Annotated in this window: 16 protein-coding genes and 1 pseudogene; 7 read left to right on the top strand and 10 right to left on the bottom strand. The window is 63.2% G+C overall.

All coding sequences use genetic code 11. The features are described 5' to 3' along the window. Window positions 1–67: 67 nt before the first annotated feature. Window positions 68–1,102 carry an SPFH domain-containing protein gene (locus ACFVUS_RS27015; protein ID WP_387772131.1) on the bottom strand — a complete coding sequence of 345 codons (1,035 nt, stop codon included), beginning with the start codon at window positions 1,100–1,102 and terminating at the stop codon, window positions 68–70. Window positions 1,103–1,304: 202 nt separating this feature from the next. Here ACFVUS_RS27015 and ACFVUS_RS27010 point away from each other — a divergent pair, with 202 nt between their 5' ends. Continuing rightward, complete coding sequence (locus ACFVUS_RS27010) at window positions 1,305–2,837, top strand: amino acid permease (RefSeq protein ID WP_387772128.1); 1,533 nt, start codon at window positions 1,305–1,307, stop codon at window positions 2,835–2,837. An 86-nt stretch (window positions 2,838–2,923) separates the two neighbouring features. Beyond that, window positions 2,924–5,338 carry a tetratricopeptide repeat protein gene (locus tag ACFVUS_RS27005; RefSeq protein WP_387772125.1) on the top strand — a complete coding sequence of 805 codons (2,415 nt, stop codon included), beginning with the start codon at window positions 2,924–2,926 and terminating at the stop codon, window positions 5,336–5,338. Window positions 5,339–5,343: 5 nt separating this feature from the next. Here the strand turns inward: ACFVUS_RS27005 and ACFVUS_RS27000 are convergent, their stop codons facing one another. Then, window positions 5,344–5,697, bottom strand: coding sequence for a DUF1707 domain-containing protein (locus ACFVUS_RS27000; RefSeq protein ID WP_387772122.1), 354 nt, complete (start codon window positions 5,695–5,697; stop codon window positions 5,344–5,346). Window positions 5,698–5,880: 183 nt separating this feature from the next. Between ACFVUS_RS27000 and ACFVUS_RS26995 the strand changes: the two are divergent. Together ACFVUS_RS26995 and ACFVUS_RS26990 are read left to right on the top strand one after the other, a co-directional pair. After that, window positions 5,881–6,057: pseudogene (locus ACFVUS_RS26995) on the top strand (MerR family transcriptional regulator); the annotation flags it as partial. Between the two features lie 99 nt (window positions 6,058–6,156). Continuing rightward, window positions 6,157–6,636 carry a hypothetical protein gene (locus tag ACFVUS_RS26990; RefSeq protein WP_387774771.1) on the top strand — a complete coding sequence of 160 codons (480 nt, stop codon included), beginning with the start codon at window positions 6,157–6,159 and terminating at the stop codon, window positions 6,634–6,636. Window positions 6,637–7,375: 739 nt separating this feature from the next. On the opposite strand, the gene ACFVUS_RS26985 is transcribed toward ACFVUS_RS26990, so the two are convergent. The 5 genes from ACFVUS_RS26985 to ACFVUS_RS26965 all read right to left on the bottom strand — a co-directional run bounded on the left by ACFVUS_RS26985 (window position 7,376) and on the right by ACFVUS_RS26965 (window position 12,934). Next, window positions 7,376–7,810 (bottom strand): hypothetical protein, encoded by a 435-nt coding sequence (locus ACFVUS_RS26985; protein WP_387772119.1) that lies wholly within the window; start codon window positions 7,808–7,810, stop codon window positions 7,376–7,378. Between the two features lie 412 nt (window positions 7,811–8,222). Beyond that, entirely contained in the window at window positions 8,223–8,543 is a 321-nt protein-coding gene (locus tag ACFVUS_RS26980; RefSeq protein ID WP_387772116.1) for a hypothetical protein, read from the bottom strand. 146 nt (window positions 8,544–8,689) lie between these two features. Further along, the gene (locus ACFVUS_RS26975; protein WP_387772113.1) at window positions 8,690–10,660 is read right to left on the bottom strand and encodes a gamma-glutamyltransferase family protein; all 1,971 of its coding nucleotides are present in this window, start codon (window positions 10,658–10,660) and stop codon (window positions 8,690–8,692) included. 135 nt (window positions 10,661–10,795) lie between these two features. Continuing rightward, a complete protein-coding gene (locus tag ACFVUS_RS26970) occupies window positions 10,796–11,767 on the bottom strand; it encodes a helix-turn-helix domain-containing protein (protein WP_387772110.1) in 972 nt (323 codons plus the stop codon). 150 nt (window positions 11,768–11,917) lie between these two features. After that, window positions 11,918–12,934, bottom strand: coding sequence for a helix-turn-helix domain-containing protein (locus ACFVUS_RS26965; protein WP_387772107.1), 1,017 nt, complete (start codon window positions 12,932–12,934; stop codon window positions 11,918–11,920). 888 nt (window positions 12,935–13,822) lie between these two features. On the opposite strand from ACFVUS_RS26965, the gene ACFVUS_RS26960 reads away from it, so the two are divergent. Both ACFVUS_RS26960 and ACFVUS_RS26955 read left to right on the top strand, forming a co-directional pair. Then, window positions 13,823–14,878, top strand: coding sequence for a phage tail tip lysozyme (locus ACFVUS_RS26960; protein ID WP_387772104.1), 1,056 nt, complete (start codon window positions 13,823–13,825; stop codon window positions 14,876–14,878). 53 nt (window positions 14,879–14,931) lie between these two features. After that, window positions 14,932–15,978: a hypothetical protein gene (locus ACFVUS_RS26955; protein ID WP_387772101.1), complete on the top strand. Its 1,047-nt coding sequence runs from the start codon at window positions 14,932–14,934 to the stop codon at window positions 15,976–15,978. A 33-nt stretch (window positions 15,979–16,011) separates the two neighbouring features. On the opposite strand, the gene ACFVUS_RS26950 is transcribed toward ACFVUS_RS26955, so the two are convergent. The 3 genes from ACFVUS_RS26950 to ACFVUS_RS26940 form a co-directional block, all read right to left on the bottom strand. Next, window positions 16,012–16,419 (bottom strand): hypothetical protein, encoded by a 408-nt coding sequence (locus tag ACFVUS_RS26950; RefSeq protein ID WP_387772098.1) that lies wholly within the window; start codon window positions 16,417–16,419, stop codon window positions 16,012–16,014. Window positions 16,420–16,483: 64 nt separating this feature from the next. Continuing rightward, window positions 16,484–17,308 (bottom strand): SAM-dependent methyltransferase, encoded by an 825-nt coding sequence (locus ACFVUS_RS26945; protein ID WP_387772095.1) that lies wholly within the window; start codon window positions 17,306–17,308, stop codon window positions 16,484–16,486. Between the two features lie 24 nt (window positions 17,309–17,332). Then, window positions 17,333–18,223 (bottom strand): Scr1 family TA system antitoxin-like transcriptional regulator, encoded by an 891-nt coding sequence (locus tag ACFVUS_RS26940; RefSeq protein WP_387772092.1) that lies wholly within the window; start codon window positions 18,221–18,223, stop codon window positions 17,333–17,335. 169 nt (window positions 18,224–18,392) lie between these two features. Between ACFVUS_RS26940 and ACFVUS_RS26935 the strand changes: the two genes are divergently transcribed. Beyond that, window positions 18,393–19,817, top strand: a complete 1,425-nt coding sequence (locus ACFVUS_RS26935) for a hypothetical protein (RefSeq protein ID WP_387772089.1) — start codon at window positions 18,393–18,395, stop codon at window positions 19,815–19,817. Window positions 19,818–19,922 lie beyond the last annotated feature (105 nt).

Raw genomic sequence — 19,922 nt, 5'->3', positions numbered from 1 at the left:
TGCGCTGTCCGGGCTGGGAAACCGGCTCGGACAGCGAATCGGGTTGGTGGGAAACAAGAGTCGGTGATCAGTGCCGTGCGGTGCCGCAGTTACCGCAGAATTTCGCGGTATCTCGTAACTCCGCGGCGCAATTCCGGCAGGCTGGGTGCGCATTGAGTTCGGTACCGCAGTCGCCGCAGAACCGCGCGTCGGCAGACCTGAGACTTTGACACTGCGGGCACACCTGAGATCCCTTGGCCGGGAGCGGCACGCGCGTGCCGGTGGGTTGCTGCAGAGCGTTCAATCCCAATGCCGCGCCGAGGAATCCGATGTCCGCGCTGCCTCCTCCGCCGCGCGCCATACCATGGCCCGCTCCGATAGCCATTTCTCCCGCTGCGTACCGATTGAAGTCGCCTGTCAGGCGCACGTAGGTGCGGTCCTTGGCAAGCCGCTTGAGTCGATCGGCATCCTCGGCGGCCAGGGTGATGTCGAAGTTGCCCATACGCGGTACACGCAGGCCGTAATCGTAGAGCAGGACATTGGTCTCGCGCAGTACCGTGGACTCGATCTGTGCAAGATGCCCAGACAGGCCGAGCACCGGCCAGTCGCGGCGCGAAATACCTTGTGCAATAAATATTTTCATACATTTGAGAAGAAGGTCTGCGCACCAGCGTGGTGCCGCGGTCGGATCGGCCGGGTCAGCGGTGCCTACGAGCCCGGTGATCAATTCGGCCGGATCGCGGACCGACAGCGCGAACTCACCGAAGGCCCGCAACGTGACCACCTGTTCGCTGAGTGGGTCGACGATATCGGTGAGCCGTCCGCCGAACTTGATGCCGGGCAACTCTCGTGCGGAGACGAAGTACATTTCGGCACGGTAGAAGTTGCCACCGGTCAGCGTATCCATCAGTGCGCCCAGGACCGGCAGTTCATCCGCGTCGATTCGATGTCGGCCCGGACCCAGTGTCGCGATCACTTTGCCGGATCGGACGAACAGCGCGGTTTCATCCGCATTGACCAGGACGCGGCTGAATCGCCGGATGTTCAGATCCGGCCATTTATAAACGAGCTGGTTCTTCTGGGTCTCGGGGACCGCGATGAACTCGCGTTCGAACCATGACATGCGAGCCTCCGGGCTATGTGACTCAATGAATGTATCGATATATAGCGGCTAGGTCCACTTGTCAAGGGCCCGAGTTCCCAGGGGGAGGGATCGCTGAACGGCGGATTCGGTGTTACATCAACTCACCATACCTATTGTACGTACCGCTATATAGCGGTACGTTATGTAGCGATATGAGCCGTATCACCTGAAAGGTCTCCACATGACTACCGTTCACCCGCCCGATGCGCCCAGTAGCGCCTTGGCCGACGAGGACGCGGGGTATCACAAGTCGCTCCGCCCGCGTCAGTTGCAGATGATCGCGATCGGCGGAGCCATCGGCACCGGACTCTTCCTGGGCGCGGGCGGGCGACTGGCCGGTGCCGGGCCTGGTCTGTTCCTGGTTTACGCGATCTGCGGCGTGTTCGTCTTCTTCGTACTGCGGGCGTTGGGCGAACTCGTACTGCACCGCCCCTCCTCGGGTTCGTTCGTCTCCTACGCACGTGAGTTCTACGGGGAGAAACTGGCTTTCGCGGTCGGCTGGATGTACTTCTTTCACTGGTGTATGACCGGTATCGTCGATATCACCGCCGTCGCGACGTACATTCACTACTGGGGTGCGCTACAGGCGATTCCGCAATGGTTGATCGCGCTCATCGCACTCGCGATCGTCGTGAGCATCAACCTCATCTCGGTGCGCTGGTTCGGCGAACTCGAGTTCTGGGCTGCCCTGGTCAAGGTAATCGCGCTGGTCCTGTTCCTGATAATCGGCTCGGTTATTCTGGTGGGGCGGTTCAAGGTTGATGGCCAGGCCACCGGCTTCGGCGTTATCGCCGACCATGGCGGGCTATTCCCGGTTGGTATGACACCCTTGGTGCTGGTCACGACAGGCGTCGTATTCGCTTATGCGGCAGTCGAATTGGTCGGTACCGCAGCTGGTGAGGCGGAGAACCCGGAGAAGATCATGCCCCGGGCAATCAACTCGGTGATCGCTCGTATTGCCCTGTTCTACGTCGGCTCGCTGGTCCTGTTGGCGCTGCTGCTCCCGTATACTGCCTATCACGCTGGAGTGAGCCCGTTCGTCACCTTCTTCGCTAAACTCGGTGTGCCTGCGGCTGGTTCGATCATGAACATGGTGGTACTCACAGCCGCGTTCTCCAGCCTCAACGCTGGTCTGTACTCGACAGGGCGGATCCTGCGCTCGATGTCGATGAATGGCAGCGCCCCCGTCGTAGCGGCCCGCATGTCTCGCACCGGTGTTCCTTATGTCGGCATCCTTGCCACCGGGGCGATCGCGCTGATCGGTGTGGTGCTCAACGCTGTGGTTCCGAACCAGGCGTTCGAGATCGTGCTCAACATGTCCGCGTTGGGAACTGTCGCATCGTGGACCGCGATCATTCTGTGCCAGTTGCAATTGTGGCGGCAATGGCGGGCCGGGCAAGTCGAGCGACCAGCATTCCGCTTGATAGGTGCGCCGTACACGAGCGTCGCGACCCTGGTCTTCCTGGCAGGCGTGGTCGCGCTGATGGCTTTCGGTGATGATCAGGTTCAGCGCGGCGCGGTGCTCGGCACATTGCTGGTGATGGCGCCGGTTCTGGTCGGCGGATGGTTCCTGGTGCGCAAGCGTGTTCGGCGCCTGGCTGCCGAGCGCGAGGGCTTCACCGGCCAGTATCCGGTGGTGGTCGAGCGACGTCCTCGCTTGCAGGACGCGCCCGCCGTACTCATGACAGCGGAGCCGAAGGACGACCAGGAGTAGTAACGGCGACGCGTACCCCATCGTGGCGAAATCCCTTCCCACGGTGGGGAATGCGCTGTGCGCATGGTGTTCCCGCAGACCCCAGAATGGGACCTCGATTCTATGGTGGGCGAGAGGTATCCATGCCGGACCAACCCAGCACATCCGATCGTCGCTCGACCAACCCGTGGGCAGATCGGCGGGTGCGGGGCACGGAGGTGCCACAGCGGATGGTGAACCCTTGGGCGACCCGGCGACCGGGCCATACGGAAATCGCGTCTGCCCCGAATCCTATTGCGGGAGCGAGAAGCAATGTCTCGCAGTGGTTTTCGAACTCGACGGCTATCACGGCGGGCCTGCCCGACCGGGACCTTGATGCTGCCGGATTCTCTGGTCGCAGCGCAAGATCACGTCCCAGCGTTCGTCGTCTCGGTGGTGGTTTGGTGGAGTTACCCAGGGTCGATCCCATCGACCCCCTGCGAGTGGTATTGGACAATCCCGAGGTTCCCGAACACAAACGCTTCTGCTGGAACTGCGATCGGCCGGTCGGTCGCCATAGTCGGGACCGTCCCGCGGTGGCAACGGGTGAATGCGAACATTGCCACTCTCCCTTCAACTTTCGCCCACTGCTCGCACCGGGCGACCTGATCGCCGAACAATACGAAGTGCAGGGCTGTCTTGCCCACGGCGGCTTGGGATGGATCTATCTGGCCGTGGACCACAATGTGAGCGATCGTCCGGTAGTGCTCAAAGGTCTACAGAACCCACTCGATTTCGAGGCCAATGTGGTGGCCCTGGCCGAACGCCAGTTTCTCTCCGAGGTAGCGCATCCCGGGATCGTCAAGATTTACAACTTTGTCAAGCACCGCACCGGCGCCGGTACGCCGGATGGCTACATCGTGATGGAGTACCTCGGCGGCAGATCGCTCAAATCCCTGCTCGAGCTCCGTGGTGATCGCCTGCCTGCCGCTGAGGCCATTGCTTACGTGATGGAGGTCCTTCCGGCGCTGGACTATTTGCACGCCTTCGGGCTCGCCTATAACGACCTCAAGCCGGACAATGTGATGGTCACCGACGACGAGGTGAAACTCATCGATCTCGGTGCGGTTGCCGCGATGGACTCGTTCGGCAGTCTCTACGGCACGCCTGGGTACCAGGCGCCCGAGATAACCGACACCGGCCCCACGATTGCCTCGGATATCTATTCGGTCGGCCGCACTCTTGCGGCGCTGGTGCTGGATTTGGGCCGGGATGAGAACGGAAACTACTTGCCCGGTATACCCGAACCCGGTGATCGCTTGGTACTACGTCGGTATCCGGCGCTGTACCGTCTGCTGCTTCGGTCGACCGCCACCGTGCCGGAGCGCCGCTTTCCTTCCGCCTACTCGATGTACTGTCAGCTGGCAGGTGTGCTACGTATGGTGCTCGCCACTGACTCCGGCACCGAGCAACCACAGCCATCTGTCGAATTCGGTTCCATGCGTGGTGATTTCGGGATCAATACCCTCCTCTCCCAAACAGACGGCATCGTGAACGGTGCGGTACGGGGCCCCGGTGTCGACCCCGGTGATATCGTCGCCGCGCTTCCCGTGCCGCTCATCGACAGTGACGATCCCTCGGCGGACCTCTTCTCGACGTTGCTACACAGCGAACCGCGGCACGCCCTGGACGCACTGCGGCGCACTCACAGCCGGATTCTGGCCGGCACCATCATGGCCCCGGATTCCTATGAGCTCGAAGGTGCGTTGACCGCAGTGCGTGCCCACCTCGACCTGGGGCAGACGCTGCCCGCCTGTGAACTGCTCGCCGATTTGATGCCGCGCTATGTCCGCGACTGGCGCATCGAGTGGTTTGTCGGGGTGGCGGCTCTGTTGGACCGCCACCCCGATCGTGCGTACCGACATTTCGAGATGGTGGCATCCATGTTGCCGGGTGAGCTCGCGCCGCTGCTGGCGCTGGCCGCCAGTTCCGAGTTGACCGCGGATGCTGTTCCCGCCGTCGATGATTCGTCGTTCTGGCGGTCTGCCGCGTTGGACCATTACAGCACTGTATGGCAGGTCAACCACGGTGTGCTCAGCGCTGCCGTTGGTGTCGCCCGGCGACTGGTCGCAGATGGTGTGCAGCTGCGCGCGGTTGAAGTCCTCGATCAGGTACCGGAAACATCACGTCATTTCACTGTCACGCGGCTGACCGGGTGTCTGCTACTTGTCTCCCGGCCAGTCGCCGAGATCACCGACGCGGATCTGGCCGCGGCCGCCGCACGCCTGGAGGAGCTGGCCGAGGAACCGCGCGCCGCGCAGCTTCGGGTGATTGTGCTGGGCGCGGCGCTCGAATGTCTTCGTGGCAGTGGCCGCCCGGAACGGCCCGACACCATGATACTGGGGTACCCGAGCACAGAGTCGGGGTTGCGGCTGGGTCTCGAGTCGAACCTGCGCGATCTGGCGCGGACCGTTTCCAATCGATTCCATCGTTACCGGCTCGTGGACCTCGCGAATCATGTCCGACCGAATACCCGCTGGTAGCAAGGTCAACGCTGGTGGGGGCAGAGCAAAAGTACGATCGGGATGGCGCCGAGCGCCAATAGCCACATGGTGTTGTCCAGCACCAGCCAGAACGTGAGCGCGAAGACTGCGATCGCTCCAACGCGCACCACTGATTGGGGTATCGGGCCGATCTCGGAACCTGGAACAACCGCAGGGGAGGCGGGAAGATCAGCGAAGGTTTGGGCCAGTTGACGCCGCGTGTCCGCCGCCCAGACCGCTGCACTGCGCTCGTCGAACTCCGGCGCGGTCAAGCGTCCGATAGTGAAATTCCTAGATAGTTCCTGAAATGCGCGCTCACGTTCGCTATCGCTCACCCGTGCATGCGGTGATTCATCCATCGAGACAGAATAGAACCGGTTCGAATCCCAGTCTGAGCATGAATTGCCAACGGCGGGAAGGGGTTCCAAGGAACACCTGACATCCAGACGGGATCGAGTTCCAGTCGGCGACATCGTCGGCAGCCCGTCGTGTGACGGCACGCCGAATAGCGCGACACCGGGCGTAGAGCCGGCCCGGCCTCGATGTGGTTTCCTGTATGTATGACCGGAGGGCCCGAATACACGATCGACGAGCTCGCGCGCGCTGCGGACAGCACTGTGCGTAGCGTCCGTGTGTATCACGAACGGGGTGTGCTACCGCCTCCGGTGGTACGCGGCAGAACGGGATACTACGGCGCGGAACATCTCAATCGAGTCCGGACTATCAGTCGTCTGCTCGATCGAGGTATCAAGCTCAACGGCATCAAGGAATTGCTGGCGGCTTTCGATCGTGGGGATGATCTGGGTGATCTGCTCGGTGTGCCCGAAGCGGCCCAGTTGGCGCAGTCGTCCGATGTGAACGATGCGATCATCTCGGCTACCGATCTGCAGAACCGTTTCGCGGAAGTGCCGAATGGGTTCGCGCGAGTGGTAGCCGCCGGGGTGTTCGAGCCGGTGGATGCCGCGACCTACCGGGTCGTTGGAGCGGAACTGTCGGGTTTGCTCGACCGGCTCGAGGCCGTGGGTGTGCCTATGGCCGATGCTCTGCACGAGGTCGAACGAATGAAGGCCGACTCGGATCGTTTTTCCCGGCGAGTGGTGGACATGGTGCGCGAAAATGCCTGGGAACCGTTCGCGAACTCGGATCGTACCCAGGAGGATCTTTCAGCATTCACCGCTCGGGTTGATGTACTGCGGTCTATCCTCCGCCGTACGGCCGGGGAGCTGGTGAACCGCTTCATCGATCAATACCTGGCTCAGGACGCCGAGATAAGCAGTACGTTGCGCTCCGATTCCTAAGGGTCGTTTCTTCCCAGCTCTGGTTGCACGCTAGCACGTAATGTGCCGTTATTCATCGGTACATTATTCGATGTCAGCAACAGTGCCGCGGAACTGGTCGAAGCTCGGTGCCCGGCGGCAGACGGTTACGGAGACATCGATGTTCAAAAGCACACCACGCATTCGAACCAGTGCCCGCCCTCGCTCGCCGCGACGACCGCAATTGCTGTCTACGGCCTTGGCGGCGGTCGGAGCGTTCACTGTCGTACTGGCGGCCGCCCCCGCGCAGGCGCAACCTGCCCGAGCCTCATGCCTATGGGACGGTGCCGGGTATCGGCAGGGAGGTACGGTGTATGCTGGCGGATCGCCTTTTACCTGCGGCACAGATGGTTTCGGCGCGGCGCGCTGGTTCCGCGGTCCTGCGAGCGGCCGTCACGGGGATACCGTTTTCAGCCCGGGTACCGGCAATCCGACCGGCCAATTCACGCCCGGAGCTCGTCAGCCCGGGAGCGACTACAACGACTACTGCGTCGGGAGTCAGCTCATCCCAGGTACCGATGACGTCTACGAACTGTTCGCGGTTGGCGGTGTGCTGCTCTGGCGTGCGGTCGGCCCGATCTCGGATTGGGTGTTCGACTCCCCGGTCATCCGCCCCACACCAACATGGAGGTCCTCCAGCATGTGTTACGACGGTGTGCTGAGCTGAAGCCAGTTCACCTCGTGCCGGGAGAGGATCATCTCCCGGCACGATCGTAGGTGCTCAGCGACCGCGATAAAGCGGCACCCGAGACAAGCTTTCCGCATCGTCGCTATGGCCGTTGTCCCAGGGCGCCTCCCCGGCCCCTGCGGGCTGATCGCGGTCACTGCCGCGCCGATTGTCGGTGGTGTCCGAATCTACGGTCTGCTCGTCGACTCGTCGTCCCTGTGTACTACCGGAGTTCCTGTTCTGGCCGTCGGTACGGCGATTGTCCGCGTTAGCGCTCGCCTGCGGCCCTCGACCTGTCCGGCCGCCGTTGTTCTTGCCGCCGGAATGGTCGCCGTCATGACCGCCGTGGCCACCTCCCTCTCTGACGACCACGGCAAGTGGATTCGCAGGGGCTGCTGTTGCCGGGGTCGCGGCTAGGGCCGGTGTCGCCGCTACCGCGCAGGTGAGCAGGGCCAAGGCGAAGAATTTACCGATGGTGTGCACGCGCATCGCGGATTCCTTACATGCTGTCGGTTCTCAATTCACACGCACCTCGACAGCGTTGGTATTCCACACCTAACGGGCCGTTGAGTAGCGTTACATCAAATAGTGTTCCACTATCTGTGTACCAACTATTCCCCGAGACGAGAAGGCCTCGGCCCGTCGGGGAAGGTTGTAACGGCTGTTCTGAAATCGGTTGGGAAGCAGAAGGTTCCACTGCCATGGCCTATTGGGGAGCCGCGCGGACGCGCGTCAGCGGACCGCCATAGGCGCCGAGTCGGCAAAGTGCGGTCCTGTGGCCGCGAGATAGAACGACGAACGCCGGGTGGCCGTTGTTACGGCACACCCGGCGTGCGAGGGTGAATCGAGTATGTGTTGTGGGTACGCGGCAGGTCCACCGCGCACCCAAATGTTCTATGGTTCAGCAGCTTCCGAAGGATCCGCTGCACACACGTGGTGGCAGGAACGGGCGACCATGACGATAGTCACGCGGGCCGTCCCATGAAGGGGGAAACAAGCCCGGGATGGGCGGGCCGGGCAGGCGACCGCTCCAGTCGGATTTTTCTCGTTCCCAGCCGTCATTGCCATGGTGCGGGCGGTCGAGGGAGATTCCGGTGGCCGGAACCTCGGGCTGTGCGATAGCTGCACTGTCGATCGCGGCGACCGGTACTGCCGCCAATGCGGCAAGAACGCACATCCGCGCCGCAATTCTGCGGATCGCGGGTGTCTTGGTGTCGAACATCGGAGTTCCCTTCTATCGGACCATGTTTCGCAACAGGTCGCGAGCGGTGAGTTTATGGCCGCCGACCAAGCTTCGAGGCTCGCGCTATTTCCATAGGTGGGGAGCTGGTCGGTGTCCGACCAGGCAGTCGGCGCACCAGTGCACCGCTATCGCGGTGCGTCGTCACCGAGGACCGCGCCTTCGCGCCGCGGGTCCGCGCCGCCGATCCAGCCACTGCCGTTGCGAGCGAGGGCCGACGCCCCGCTCGACTGTGGTGCGATCGAGACCTGATGACCGAGTTCGCGTAGTCGGCGTACCAACACGTCATGTTCGCCGTTGCCGGTGACATCCACGGAAGGATGTTCACCGCCCACATTGGTGGTAGCGGAATTGGCGGCGCCGAAATCGATCATCGATACCGCCTGTTGTGGGTCCAGATTCCAATCGAGCATGGCCACAAGGGTTTTCACTACGAACTGGATGATGACCGAACCGCCGGGCGACCCGGTGACATGGGACAATGAACCCCGAGAGCCATCGGGAGTACGATCGAAGACCAGGGTTGGCGCCATGGAGCTCCGTGGACGTTTACCCCCTTCGAGACGATTTGCCATCGGTACGCCTTCAGGGTCCACCGGTTCGTCCGCGAAATCCGTGAGCTGATTGTTCAGAATGAATCCGTCGACCAGATGAAATGAGCCGAAGGCCGATTCGACCGTGGTCGTCATGCTCGCGGCGCTTCCGTAACTGTCAATGATGCTTATGTGGCTGGTGCCGTGTTCAACCTGCTGGGTGCCGTTCCCGACCAATACTGCGCCGAAGTCTCCCGCTTTGGCAGTGCCCATACTGTGGTTGGGATCGATGAGCCCGGCGCGCAAGGTCAAATACTCGCGGTCGACTAGCGTACGCGGTGAACCGCCGGGCAACGGTACGAAATCCGGATCGGCGATGTACTTGTCGCGATCGGCGTAGGCAAGACGCTCCGCCTCGGAGATCAGGTGTACCGCGGTCGCAGTGGGCTTGCCACCATCGCGGGCGGCCTCGCTGTCTCCTCCGGTGTGCTCGGGCTTCATCGAGGCCAGATCGATTGTGGAGAGAATACCCAGGGTGGCCGCCACTGTAGTGCCGCCCGAGGACGGCGCGGGCATCCCGCAGATCTCATGTGTTCGATATGGCGCGCACAGGGCGGTGCGCTTTTTGGCCTGGTAGGCGACGAGATCAGCCATCGTTGCCAGTCCGGGAGACCGCCCACCCGAGACGTCGTTGATCGAGCCAACGATGTCGGCGGCGATAGCCCCTGTGTAGAACGCGTCCGCCCCATCCGACGCGATCGCCGAAAGCGTCTTGGCCATGGCGGGATTGGTCAATGTGGTTCCTGCGGCTTTGGGGCTGCCGTCAGGTCGCAGGAAATAGGCGCGGGACGCGGAATCTTTAGCGAGATCGGAGGCCGAATCCGCGATCTGGGCTGCCAGTCTGGGGCTGATCCTGAACCCCTGGTCGGCGAGCTCGGTGGCGGGCCTGAAAAGTTCGCGCCAGGACTGTCTGCCATGATCGCGATGAGCTAGTTCGAGTAACCGCAGTACCCCGGGTGTGCCGATCGACCGCCCGCTCGCGCGTGTATTCGGTTGTGGTGCAGTGTGATCCGACTTGCTGGTCCAGCGTAGATAGTCCGGGCTCGCGGCAGCAGGGGCGGTCTCGCGACCATCGTAGGCATCGATGTTCGCCGTGGCGGCGTCGTAATAGAGCAGAAATGCTCCACCACCGATACCGGAGGCCTGTGGTTCGACCAAACCGAGCATGGTCTGGGCGGCAACGAGCGCGTCTGCTGCGGACCCGCCATCTCGTAGCACCGCACACGCCGCTTCGGTGGCGACTGGATTGGCTGTCGAGACCGCGTATGTTCCTGTTCGGACCGGTGCCATTCCCGAGCGGTAGCCGGTGGCGATCTCGGGATGTAGGGACAGATCAGTGTTGGCGGGTTCGGCCATGTGGGTTGGATGGTGAGCGATGCCGTTGGGGATGGTGGTGCAGGAAGCCCGGCTCGGGTCCGATTCGGACGAGCAGGCGGTTAGCATTCCGATCAGCAGCAGCGGGGCGATGCCTGCGGCGCCCCAGATCTGCGCTCGTGTGCGCCTCATAGATTTGGACACTATCGGTGTGGCCACGGCTGGGAACTCGACCACGTTTGTTCGTTGCCATCAGGTGGTCGAAATCAATTTGTAGACAACGGAATACGGATAGTCGATCTCCCAGGGGGTCCTTGTGTCTATACCTTACGTCGCGCTCAGGTCCGTGCGCCTGCGGTAGGCATCGGGGGTAAGTCCGGTCCAGCGCCTGAACGCCCGACTCAGAGCGCGGTGGTCGCTGTAGCCGAGGTGTCCGGCGATCGAGCTCACCTGCATCTCGGTATCCAGCAGCATCCGTACGGCTTGCTCGTGCCGAACCACCTCGATCTCCGCTCGCCCGCTCGTCCCCTGTTCGGCGAGACGGCGTTGAAGCGTGCGCGAACTCACCGACAATCGTTGTGCGACTTCGTCGAGCACGTTCCCGGCGGGGGTGCCTGCGGTGAGCACCGTGATTAGCACACCGCGAAAGTTCTCGATCCAGGTGCGTACGGGCCTGGCTGAATCCATGATCGACTGTGCGTAGAGCCGCATGATGCGTCCCAATTCGGGATCCGGTGACAAGACCGGTGGGGTTCGGTCGGGATCCAGAAACGTCAGCGTGTCCGAGTCCTGATCGAAATGGATATTGCTGGTACCGAATTCGTCGGCGAGATAGCCGTGCCGTTTGGGTGCGCGGTGTGCGAATCCGACGCGAACCGGTATAGCGGCGGCACCTTTGACCTCACAGGCTCGTCGCATCAGGATCGACATGACGAATTCACTGATCTGCCCGTCCACCGCCTCGGAGTATGGGGACCCTCGATAGCCCACGGTCAGGAGTGGTCCATCGGGCGCGACGTTTATCACCAACGCGGGATCGGCGACGGTAGCCAGGAACTCGGAGGCGTAGCGGAAACCCTCGGACAGTGTGGGCGCCCCGGCGATCAAGTAGTCCCACACGTGTAGGCGGCCCATCTCGGCGAGTCCGGCCACCCTCAGGCCCACTCCGGGGCCGCCGGAGCCCTGGATGAGTTCCCAGAGTCGATGTTGTGCGACCGTGGGAAAGCGATTGAGATCGTCTTCGATTGCGGTTGAGGCGAATTCGCTGATCAAAGTGATCTCGCGAGGTGAAACACCCACGCGCGCAGCTCCATCGAGCACCAGCCGCACGAGGTGTGCCGATACGGTGTCGGCGAGCGCGTTGGCCTGCTTGGGATTTGGTTCAACCCCATTTTTCAACGTCACGTGACGTGGGTTCATCGGGTCCTTTCACGATGCGAATTCGTCGGCTCAATAACCGCGTCGAAAGGCGTCCGGGGTCTGCCCGGTCCACCGCTGGAATGCGCGACGCAACGCGCGCTGATTGCTGTACCCCATCCGAGTGGCAATGGACTCGACAGACAGCTGTGTTTCCCGCAGCAGTCGAGATGCCTGCTGGCAGCGAACGATTTCAAGCTCTCGCCGCCAAGATGTTCCGCGGTCGGCCAGCCGACGCTGCAGGGTGCGTGGGCTGAGTTCCAGCCGCTGCGCGATAACCTCTATTTCTACAAACTGCATTTCGGCCAGTGCGGCGGTGATCTCCGCGCGCAGGGTGTCCGCCCACGTCGGCACCGGCCGAGCGGTGCCGATGATCAACTGGGCGTACCGATGCAGAATTCGCCGCATTTCCGGATCATATGGCCGTTTGCCCGGTGCCCGTTCGGCATTGGGCAATATCAAAGCAGTTCGGTCCTGGTCGAAATAGATAGTTTCGGTACCGAAAGTGTCGATGAGGTATCGACGATCTGGCGGCGCGGGATGAGTGAATTCGACGCGGATTGGATCGGCGGCGGAATCGGCAACCGCACGTGCCCGATGCAGCAGCACGGTCATAGCGAACTCACTCACAGCCGCAAATACCTTGGCGCGGTAACGCTTTCCACGATACTCGATGGTGAGTCGGCCGTCCTCTTCCGTCACAATGAGGGCGACCATCGGGTCCGCCATGACGGCTGCGAATCGCGCCGCGTCGGAGAAACCTTCGGCGAGGTTCGACGCGCCGATGATGAGATAGTCCCAGATGTGGAGTCGCCCTGGACGCGCCACCTCGGCCGCCCGCACACCGACTTCGGGCCCACCGGCCGTGTACATCGCTTCCCACAAACCGGCCAATGCCGCCGAGGAAACCCGAAGGAAATCATCGCCGAGTAGATCGCGCCCGAGGCCCTCGATTCGTGAGATCTCATCGTCGGTGACACCAGCCTGGACGGCTGCCTCGAGTACCCAACGCGTGAGGTGCGACGACACGGTGCCCTCGAGGTTGGACAAGACTGCTCCTGCCGTTTGTGCGGGCGCCGGTCGTGTAGTTCGACGATCTCTCGCCACCGGGAAAGGCATCGGATCTCGACGCAGACGAACCCCGATCTGTGGGGGCTGCCGAGTGGCTGACTCTGTCATGGCGCGAGCCTGCCACTAGCTGTTCAAGTTGGTCTTGGACGAATGGGAACAGTTTGCGCCATCGGGTGCGTGACCGCGCGCACGTCCAACCTCTCGGAGTTAGGTCGGCTTCGGCGGGTGCCGGGCTAACCACCGCTTCCATCGTGATCCTCCTGGTCGGCCGCGAATCGCCAGCGTACCCAAATAGATTCGACGCTATCGTCGAGTTCGGAAGTACGAATGGTGAAGTCGGTTCCAGCCAGCGGTACGGGTGTCTCCGGGCTCGGAGGTGTCTGAAGTCTCCGAGCCCGGAAACGTGGTGCGCCACGCTAAGCAGCAGGTGTTCGAGTTGGCCACCCTGCTCGTCGAGCGTCCACAGGATGGGGGATGAGGGAGAATCCCGTGGTTTTCGGTTCGCTCGAAGACATACCGTGACGGCACGGGACGGAATTGTGGGGAGGATTTATCCCGTGCCAGTGGCACATTACCCGGCACGGGCTCATTCTCTGATCTCCAATTCCCCCGGGTGGGAACACTCACCACTATCGCGGTTGGGGTTCTAGCGTCGGTCAACGTTCCGGGTCTTATGCACTGGGGTGCGGGTAGGCCGCAGTTCGGGTCGAACCCGATTCCCAGGTGTGGGGAATCATCAAACTGCCGGCCTGTGCGAATGGCCGGTTATGCTCTGACCGGAGCCTTCGGACCAGGCCGACTCGAAATATGTTGCGGCGCAGGAAGGTGATGGTAACCCAGTTGACGATATCTCCCACCACATCTGACATGACGCTGCGCTCCGTCAACGACGCGCCACTGTTGGAATCCTTCCGTGTGCACGCTGAGTCCGCCCTGCGAAAACTGATGGGAATCTTAGGTGCGGGCACAGCCCAGCAACTTGTGGTGGGGTCGCTGGCCGGCACGCCGCCGCAGTCGGTCGGCAGTGGCGATACAGCGGCCAGCTACCAGGTCGCTGATGCCGAGAAAGATCGATACAAGAAAGACCTCGACTCGTTTGATACCAATATCGCCGCTATAGCGAAGAAGTCCGCCGACGTCACGGGTATGGCGCGCATCGTGGTCACCGGGCTGCGGGACACGATAAATTCCATCCTCGATACCGTTCCGGAAAAGCCGCCGATATACACACAGATGGCTTACATCGACAAAATCGGCGAGAAGGTGGACAAAGCCAAGCAGGAAGTGGCCGATGCTTGGGACGAGAACAACACCCAGTCCGAGAATGTCAAACGGAATAGCCCGGAAACAGGCGGCTCGGGCCCGTCGGGCTTCAATACGGCTTCGGGTGGCCTCGGCTCCGGTGGCGGCTCGAACCCGGCGAACTTCAGTCAGTCACACCGCAGTTCGGCCCCCGGCTCCGGCACTCCCGCCAACGCCCAGCCGATCTCCGGTGGCAAAAAGGCCCAAGCCAGCGACATCTACCGCTACCTCATCACCAAATACGGCTTCACCCCCGCCCAAGCCGCCGGCATCCTCGGCAATATGCAGGTCGAATCCGAATTCAACACCGCCGCATACAATCCCGGCGAAGGCGCAATCGGCCTCTGCCAGTGGGAGGGCGGCCGCCGCACCATGCTCGAACGCTTCGCCGCCTCCCAGGGCAAACCCGTCACCGACTGGCAGGTCCAGGTCGACTACATGATGCGCGAAATGCAGGGCGGCGAATCCGGCGCCTACGCCCGCCTCAAAGCCACCGGCGACGCCGCCAGCGCCGCCAGCGTCTTCGACCAGTACTACGAACGCAGCTCCGGCGAGGCCCGCGGCCAGCGCATGGCCAACGCGGCAAGCATCTATTCCTCCATGAGCGCGATCTCGGTCTGACCCGGTACTGACCGACTTCCACACCGGGACAGTCGGATTCCCGCGCAATCCTGATGGCCGCCGAGTTCTCCCCGAATCTGTCGAACGCGGCGCTCGGCGTGGTGCGCGAGCTCGTTCAGAAGACCGAACACGCGGTCGCGGCCCCCAGCCTGGTGAACCGGCAGGTCAGTGAACGCATGCGCTCGATGTGCGCCGAGGTCGAGGGCGTCGAGAGTGCCGCTGTTCGGCGGATCGCGGACTCGGCTGAATCCACCCGGCCAGCGGTTATTTCCCACGCCACCGATGAAGCCGGCGCGGAGTATGGCGAGCGGGTCCTGGGACCGATCCGGGATCGTTTGCCCCGCAGCGAGTTCCAGGAGGCACTGACGTACACCTCCGATCCGATTCTCAATCGGATTCTGCGATTCGAGCATCCCGCCGCCGATCTGGAACGGCTGCGGATCGACCATGAGCGATTCGGTCGACTACGCACCCTCACCGACTCCTATCTACCGGAGACCGAGGATTTGACCGCGGTGCTCCGGAATCCCGCCCTTGCCGCCTCGGACCGAGCACTCCTGGAATCGATCCTGGCGGACGCCGCTCCGATGGCGCGAGTCGAGCAGCTGTACGTGAATTACGCCAACTACGACCACTTCTGGGAGGTACTTCAAGCCCGGCCGTCGCTGCCTTTGGCGCAGGAGCGAATAGCGCGACTGGACCGTGCGGTGGCGCAACCACTGCCCGATTCCGTCCGCGCGGTACGCGGACTCGAGAGCATCGGCCACCTGGTCGACGGTCAAGGCGTCCCACTCGGCGCGCGTGACCCCGCCCTGCTCCGCGGCGTCCTGCAACGCGAACCCGGCTGCTCCTCCGCCAGCCTGGGCGCGGCACCCCCCGACTACTACGCGAACGGCTATCGACTCGAACTGGACCTGCCCGCCGGATCGAACGGCCTATGGATGGGTACGAGCAGCCGCAATTGCTTTCAGCGCGAACTGATCCTGCCCCGCGACCTGGAATACCGAATCGACGAGGTGGTACGCAACCCGCCGGGCGAGCACTACACGGGAGTCGAATACCTGTTCAGGGCAACGGTAATCCCGCCGGGCACCCCATAGCGCCGAGGGTTCCCTTCTGTCGAAAGCCGCTCGCTATGGCGTCCCCACCGCCGCGAACAACGCTCGCGCGAACTCGCCCCCCGCGACCGCGCGCACGAACGCGGTGAACTCGCGGTGGTCGAAGTACAGGCGGGTGGCTCCGGCGGAGTCGGCGCAATCCGCGTCCGCGCTGAATTCGTAGAGCCCGTCGAATCTTCGGGTGATCACCAGGAAGCGTTCGACCGGTTCACCCGCTCGGATCGCTTCCTGGATCACTTCGAATTGCTCGTGGTCGAAGCTCAGGCACTGTCCCGGTGGGACGTGCGGGGTGTCGACGGTGGCGGCGAGTTTGTCGTCCCAGATCAGGGTGCGGTGGTCGTCGCGGTAGACCATGACGCAGGCCTGTTGGGGGGAGCTGGAGCTGGCCTTGCGGAATTGTCCGACGGTCGGTGTCGACAGCATGGTGGATCCTTTCGAACGTGCGCCGGCGACATCGGCGGCCGCACCGCGCACCTATCTATTCGCGCTAGGGGAGGGTTCCGATAGCAGCGAAGTTGCATGGACGGGCGTAATCGGTGGTGTCCACCGGTGCTTCGGGATGCCAGTCCGTGGCGTACGTGATGCCCGGATCTGCCAATTTCCAACCGGTGAAGAAGGTTTCGAACTGGTGGCGGGTGCGCAGGGTGACGGGGGTACTGGCGTCGCCGAAGACCGCCGCGCCCGCTGCCACCTGCTGTTTGATTTCGGTACCCGCGTCCTCGAGGGAGACGTGGGTCATGGCGAGCTGGCTGCCGGGTACCACGGCGTCGCGGAATCGCGCGAGCAGCGCGGCGGGATCGGCGGCATCGGGAATCCAGGGCAGTACCGAGATCAGCAGCAGCCCAACCGGTTCGGAGAAGTCGATGAGCCGCTTGGTGTCGGGATGTTCCAGGATGCGCGCCGGTTCGCGCAGATCGGCGTCCACCATCGCGGTGCTGTCCAGCACATCCTGCTGGCGCAGCAGGTCGCGGGCGCGGTTGATGGCTTCCTCGTCATTGTCGACGTACACCACGCGGGTGTCGGGGGCCAGCCGCCGCGCCACCTCGTGGGTATTGCCGCCGGTCGGCAAACCCGAACCGATATCGAGGAATTGGCGGATTCCGGAGTCGACCATGTGCTGGACGGCGCGGCCCAGGAAGCGCCGATTGTGTTGCGCCCAGAGGGGATAGAACGGAATCTCGTTGTACAGCCGGTGAATGAACGGCAGATCGGATTCGAAGATCACCTCGCCGGTGATCATGTGATGGTAGATGCGGGCCGGACTCGGCTTGTGGGTGTCGATGGGGCGGGGCTCGAAGTCACTGCTGGACATCGTGTTTCCTATGCAATTGGGGTGTCATCGGACGGTGGGGCGGCTGCGCAGTCCACGCACGAGGTGTTCCATGAACTGTCGGGAGTCGGCGGGGGACAGGGCGGTCATGGCGAGTCGGTTGAAGATGCGGTCGCGAATGCCGACCGCGGGTTTGTCGTCGATATAACGGATTTCGCCCTGCGCCTCCACGACCACCATCTCCAGATCGCCCGCCGCGCCGGGGGAGGGGACCCGAACCAGGATGTAGCGGTCCTCCATCCCCGCGCCGGGAGCCTGGTGGGTGAACGGCATGACCTGAAGCTGGATATTCGGGCGCTGGGTCAGTTCGATGAGATGCCCGAGCTGATCGAGCATCACGCTGTCGCCGCCGTAAGTGCGGCGCAGACAGGATTCGGACAGGATGGCGTGGAACTCGGGCGCGCCCTTCTTGAACAGAATCTGCTGCCGCGCGGACCGCGCCCGCACGTAATCCTCGACGGTCACCGCGTCCGGATCGTCCGGATCCGGTTGCAGCGGTTCATGGAGCGCGCGAATGTAACTGGGGTGCTGGAGCAGTCCGGGCACGATCTCGGCCCCGGTCTCGCGCAACCGATCCGCGACATTCTCCAGATCGACCAGCAGCCGCAGTTCCTCGATGTAGGCGCGGCGATATCCGGAGTTCCAGAACCCGCGACGATGGCTGTCCTCGCGCAGGTCCAACAGGATTCGCAGGTATCCCTCATCGGAGACGCCGAGTTTGCGAGCCAGCTCGCCGAGGTCCTCGGCGGTGAGATTGCCGGTACCGGCGATGGCCGCGGCTATCCGGGATTGGCTGACGCCGATGAGTTTGCCCGCCTCGGCCTGGGTTGTCCGCGCGCGCCGGAGCATCGCGTCGATTTCCCGTCCCAGCAGTACTTTTCGCGCGGTTCTAGGCATGGCTCCCCACCGTATCGGGCTGTGACACCTTGGGCCGCTTCAAGTTTCGCAATCCTGATTATCAGGATAGATTATCGGGCACGATAATTCCGCGAACAAGCCCGAACGGGAAACCGAACCGTGACCGGGCCGTCGCGGGTAAGTGAGCCGGTGAAGGGCGGGGCGACTCATGGACGTCACGGACCCCAGAGACCCGTACGCGGGAGCCACGACCAACTGGGGACGACGACTACGCAGCTATCGGCGCGGCCAATTGGGGCTCAGCCGTGGGGATTTCGCCGAACTGGTGAACGTGCACGCGCGCCGCCTCGGCATCAACGCCGCCTGTTCGGAGCGGCATATCGCGCGCTGGGAGCTCGGTGAGGTGCGCAGACCGAACAAAACATATCGGGACCTGCTGGCCGCGGTCGGCGCGCCGGAGCCTGATTCGGCGTCCGCCACAATGGATTCGAATGTCAGGTCGGACTCCGGCCCGATGTCATGTTCCACCGCGCCGGACACCCTGCACGCCGAGAATTCCACCTTTCTGGAGGCTCTGGCCACCGCGGTGGTCGGTTCACCTGACATTCTGCTGCCCTGGCTGCCATCCCTGGGGGATCCCGAGACAACGCTCGGCGCAACCGAACCCGACCTGGACTTCATGCGTGCCACCACGGCCAGATTGCGCGAAATCGACCAGCGCCATGGCGGTTCCGCCATCGTGGCCGCCGCCGCCAACCTGCTCAAATGGTCGACGACCCTGCTGTCCCGCTGCCGCGGCCAAGCGCGCGAGCATGCCGTGCTTGTCGCGGCGGCCGATCTGGCCCGCCTGGCCAGCTGGGCCAACCACGATGTCGGTGACCAACACCGCGCCCGCCAATACGCCACCATGGCAATGGTTTTCGCGCGACGTGCGGGTGCGGACAGTCTGGTCGCGTCGGTGCTGTACGTGCTGGGCCGAATCAGCCTGATCGAACGCGATCCGCGCACCGCGCTGCGCATGTTCCAGCTCGGCCAGCTACCCGCACAGGACGCCGCCAACGGCGGGGAATCCGCTCGCCTGTACGCCAATGAGGCCTGGGCACACGCGATGATGAACGATGCCGGTCGCATGCGCCTGGCGCTGGCCCGTGCCGAGGAGGAGATCGCACGCGTCGGTGACCTCATCGATCCGTGGACCAGGGTCTTCTTCAGCCCGGGCGAGTTCACCGGCATGCAGTCGGTGATCTACAACGAATACGCCCTGACCGCCGATGGCAATGAGGCCGAGCAGTACACGCTCAAAGCCGTTGACAGCGCCCGCGCCTCGCTTGCCGCGTATGCGCCGGGACGCCCCGCTCGCAGCGTGCTCTTCGACAACATCACCCTCGCCACCGGTGCTTTCCGGCTGCGTCAGATCGACGAGGCGGTGGAATTCGCCAGCGCTTCACTGACTTTGACCGGCGAGGTGGACAGCGGCCGCGCCGCGGACCGGCTCGGCCGGATGGTGCGTGCGGCCACCCTGTCCTCACCGCGCTCGGATGTGCGTGATGTCTGTCAGGAGATCCGTCAAATCCTCGAAACTCCGGCGCCCGCACCGTATTCACCGATCGAACACCGGCTCGCCTCGGCGTAGGAGGGTGACCGGCATGACACGGCCGCGCGCACATGACATTTCGAAGTGTCATGCCCCGATCCGGCCTATGTCATCCCCGCATCCGCCTACATCGCATCTGCCCTA

Source organism: Nocardia sp. NPDC058058, assembly GCF_042885355.1.
Taxonomy (GTDB): domain Bacteria; phylum Actinomycetota; class Actinomycetes; order Mycobacteriales; family Mycobacteriaceae; genus Nocardia.
Note: the sequence above shows the minus strand (reverse complement) of the source record. Positions and strands in the feature narration are given on the sequence as shown.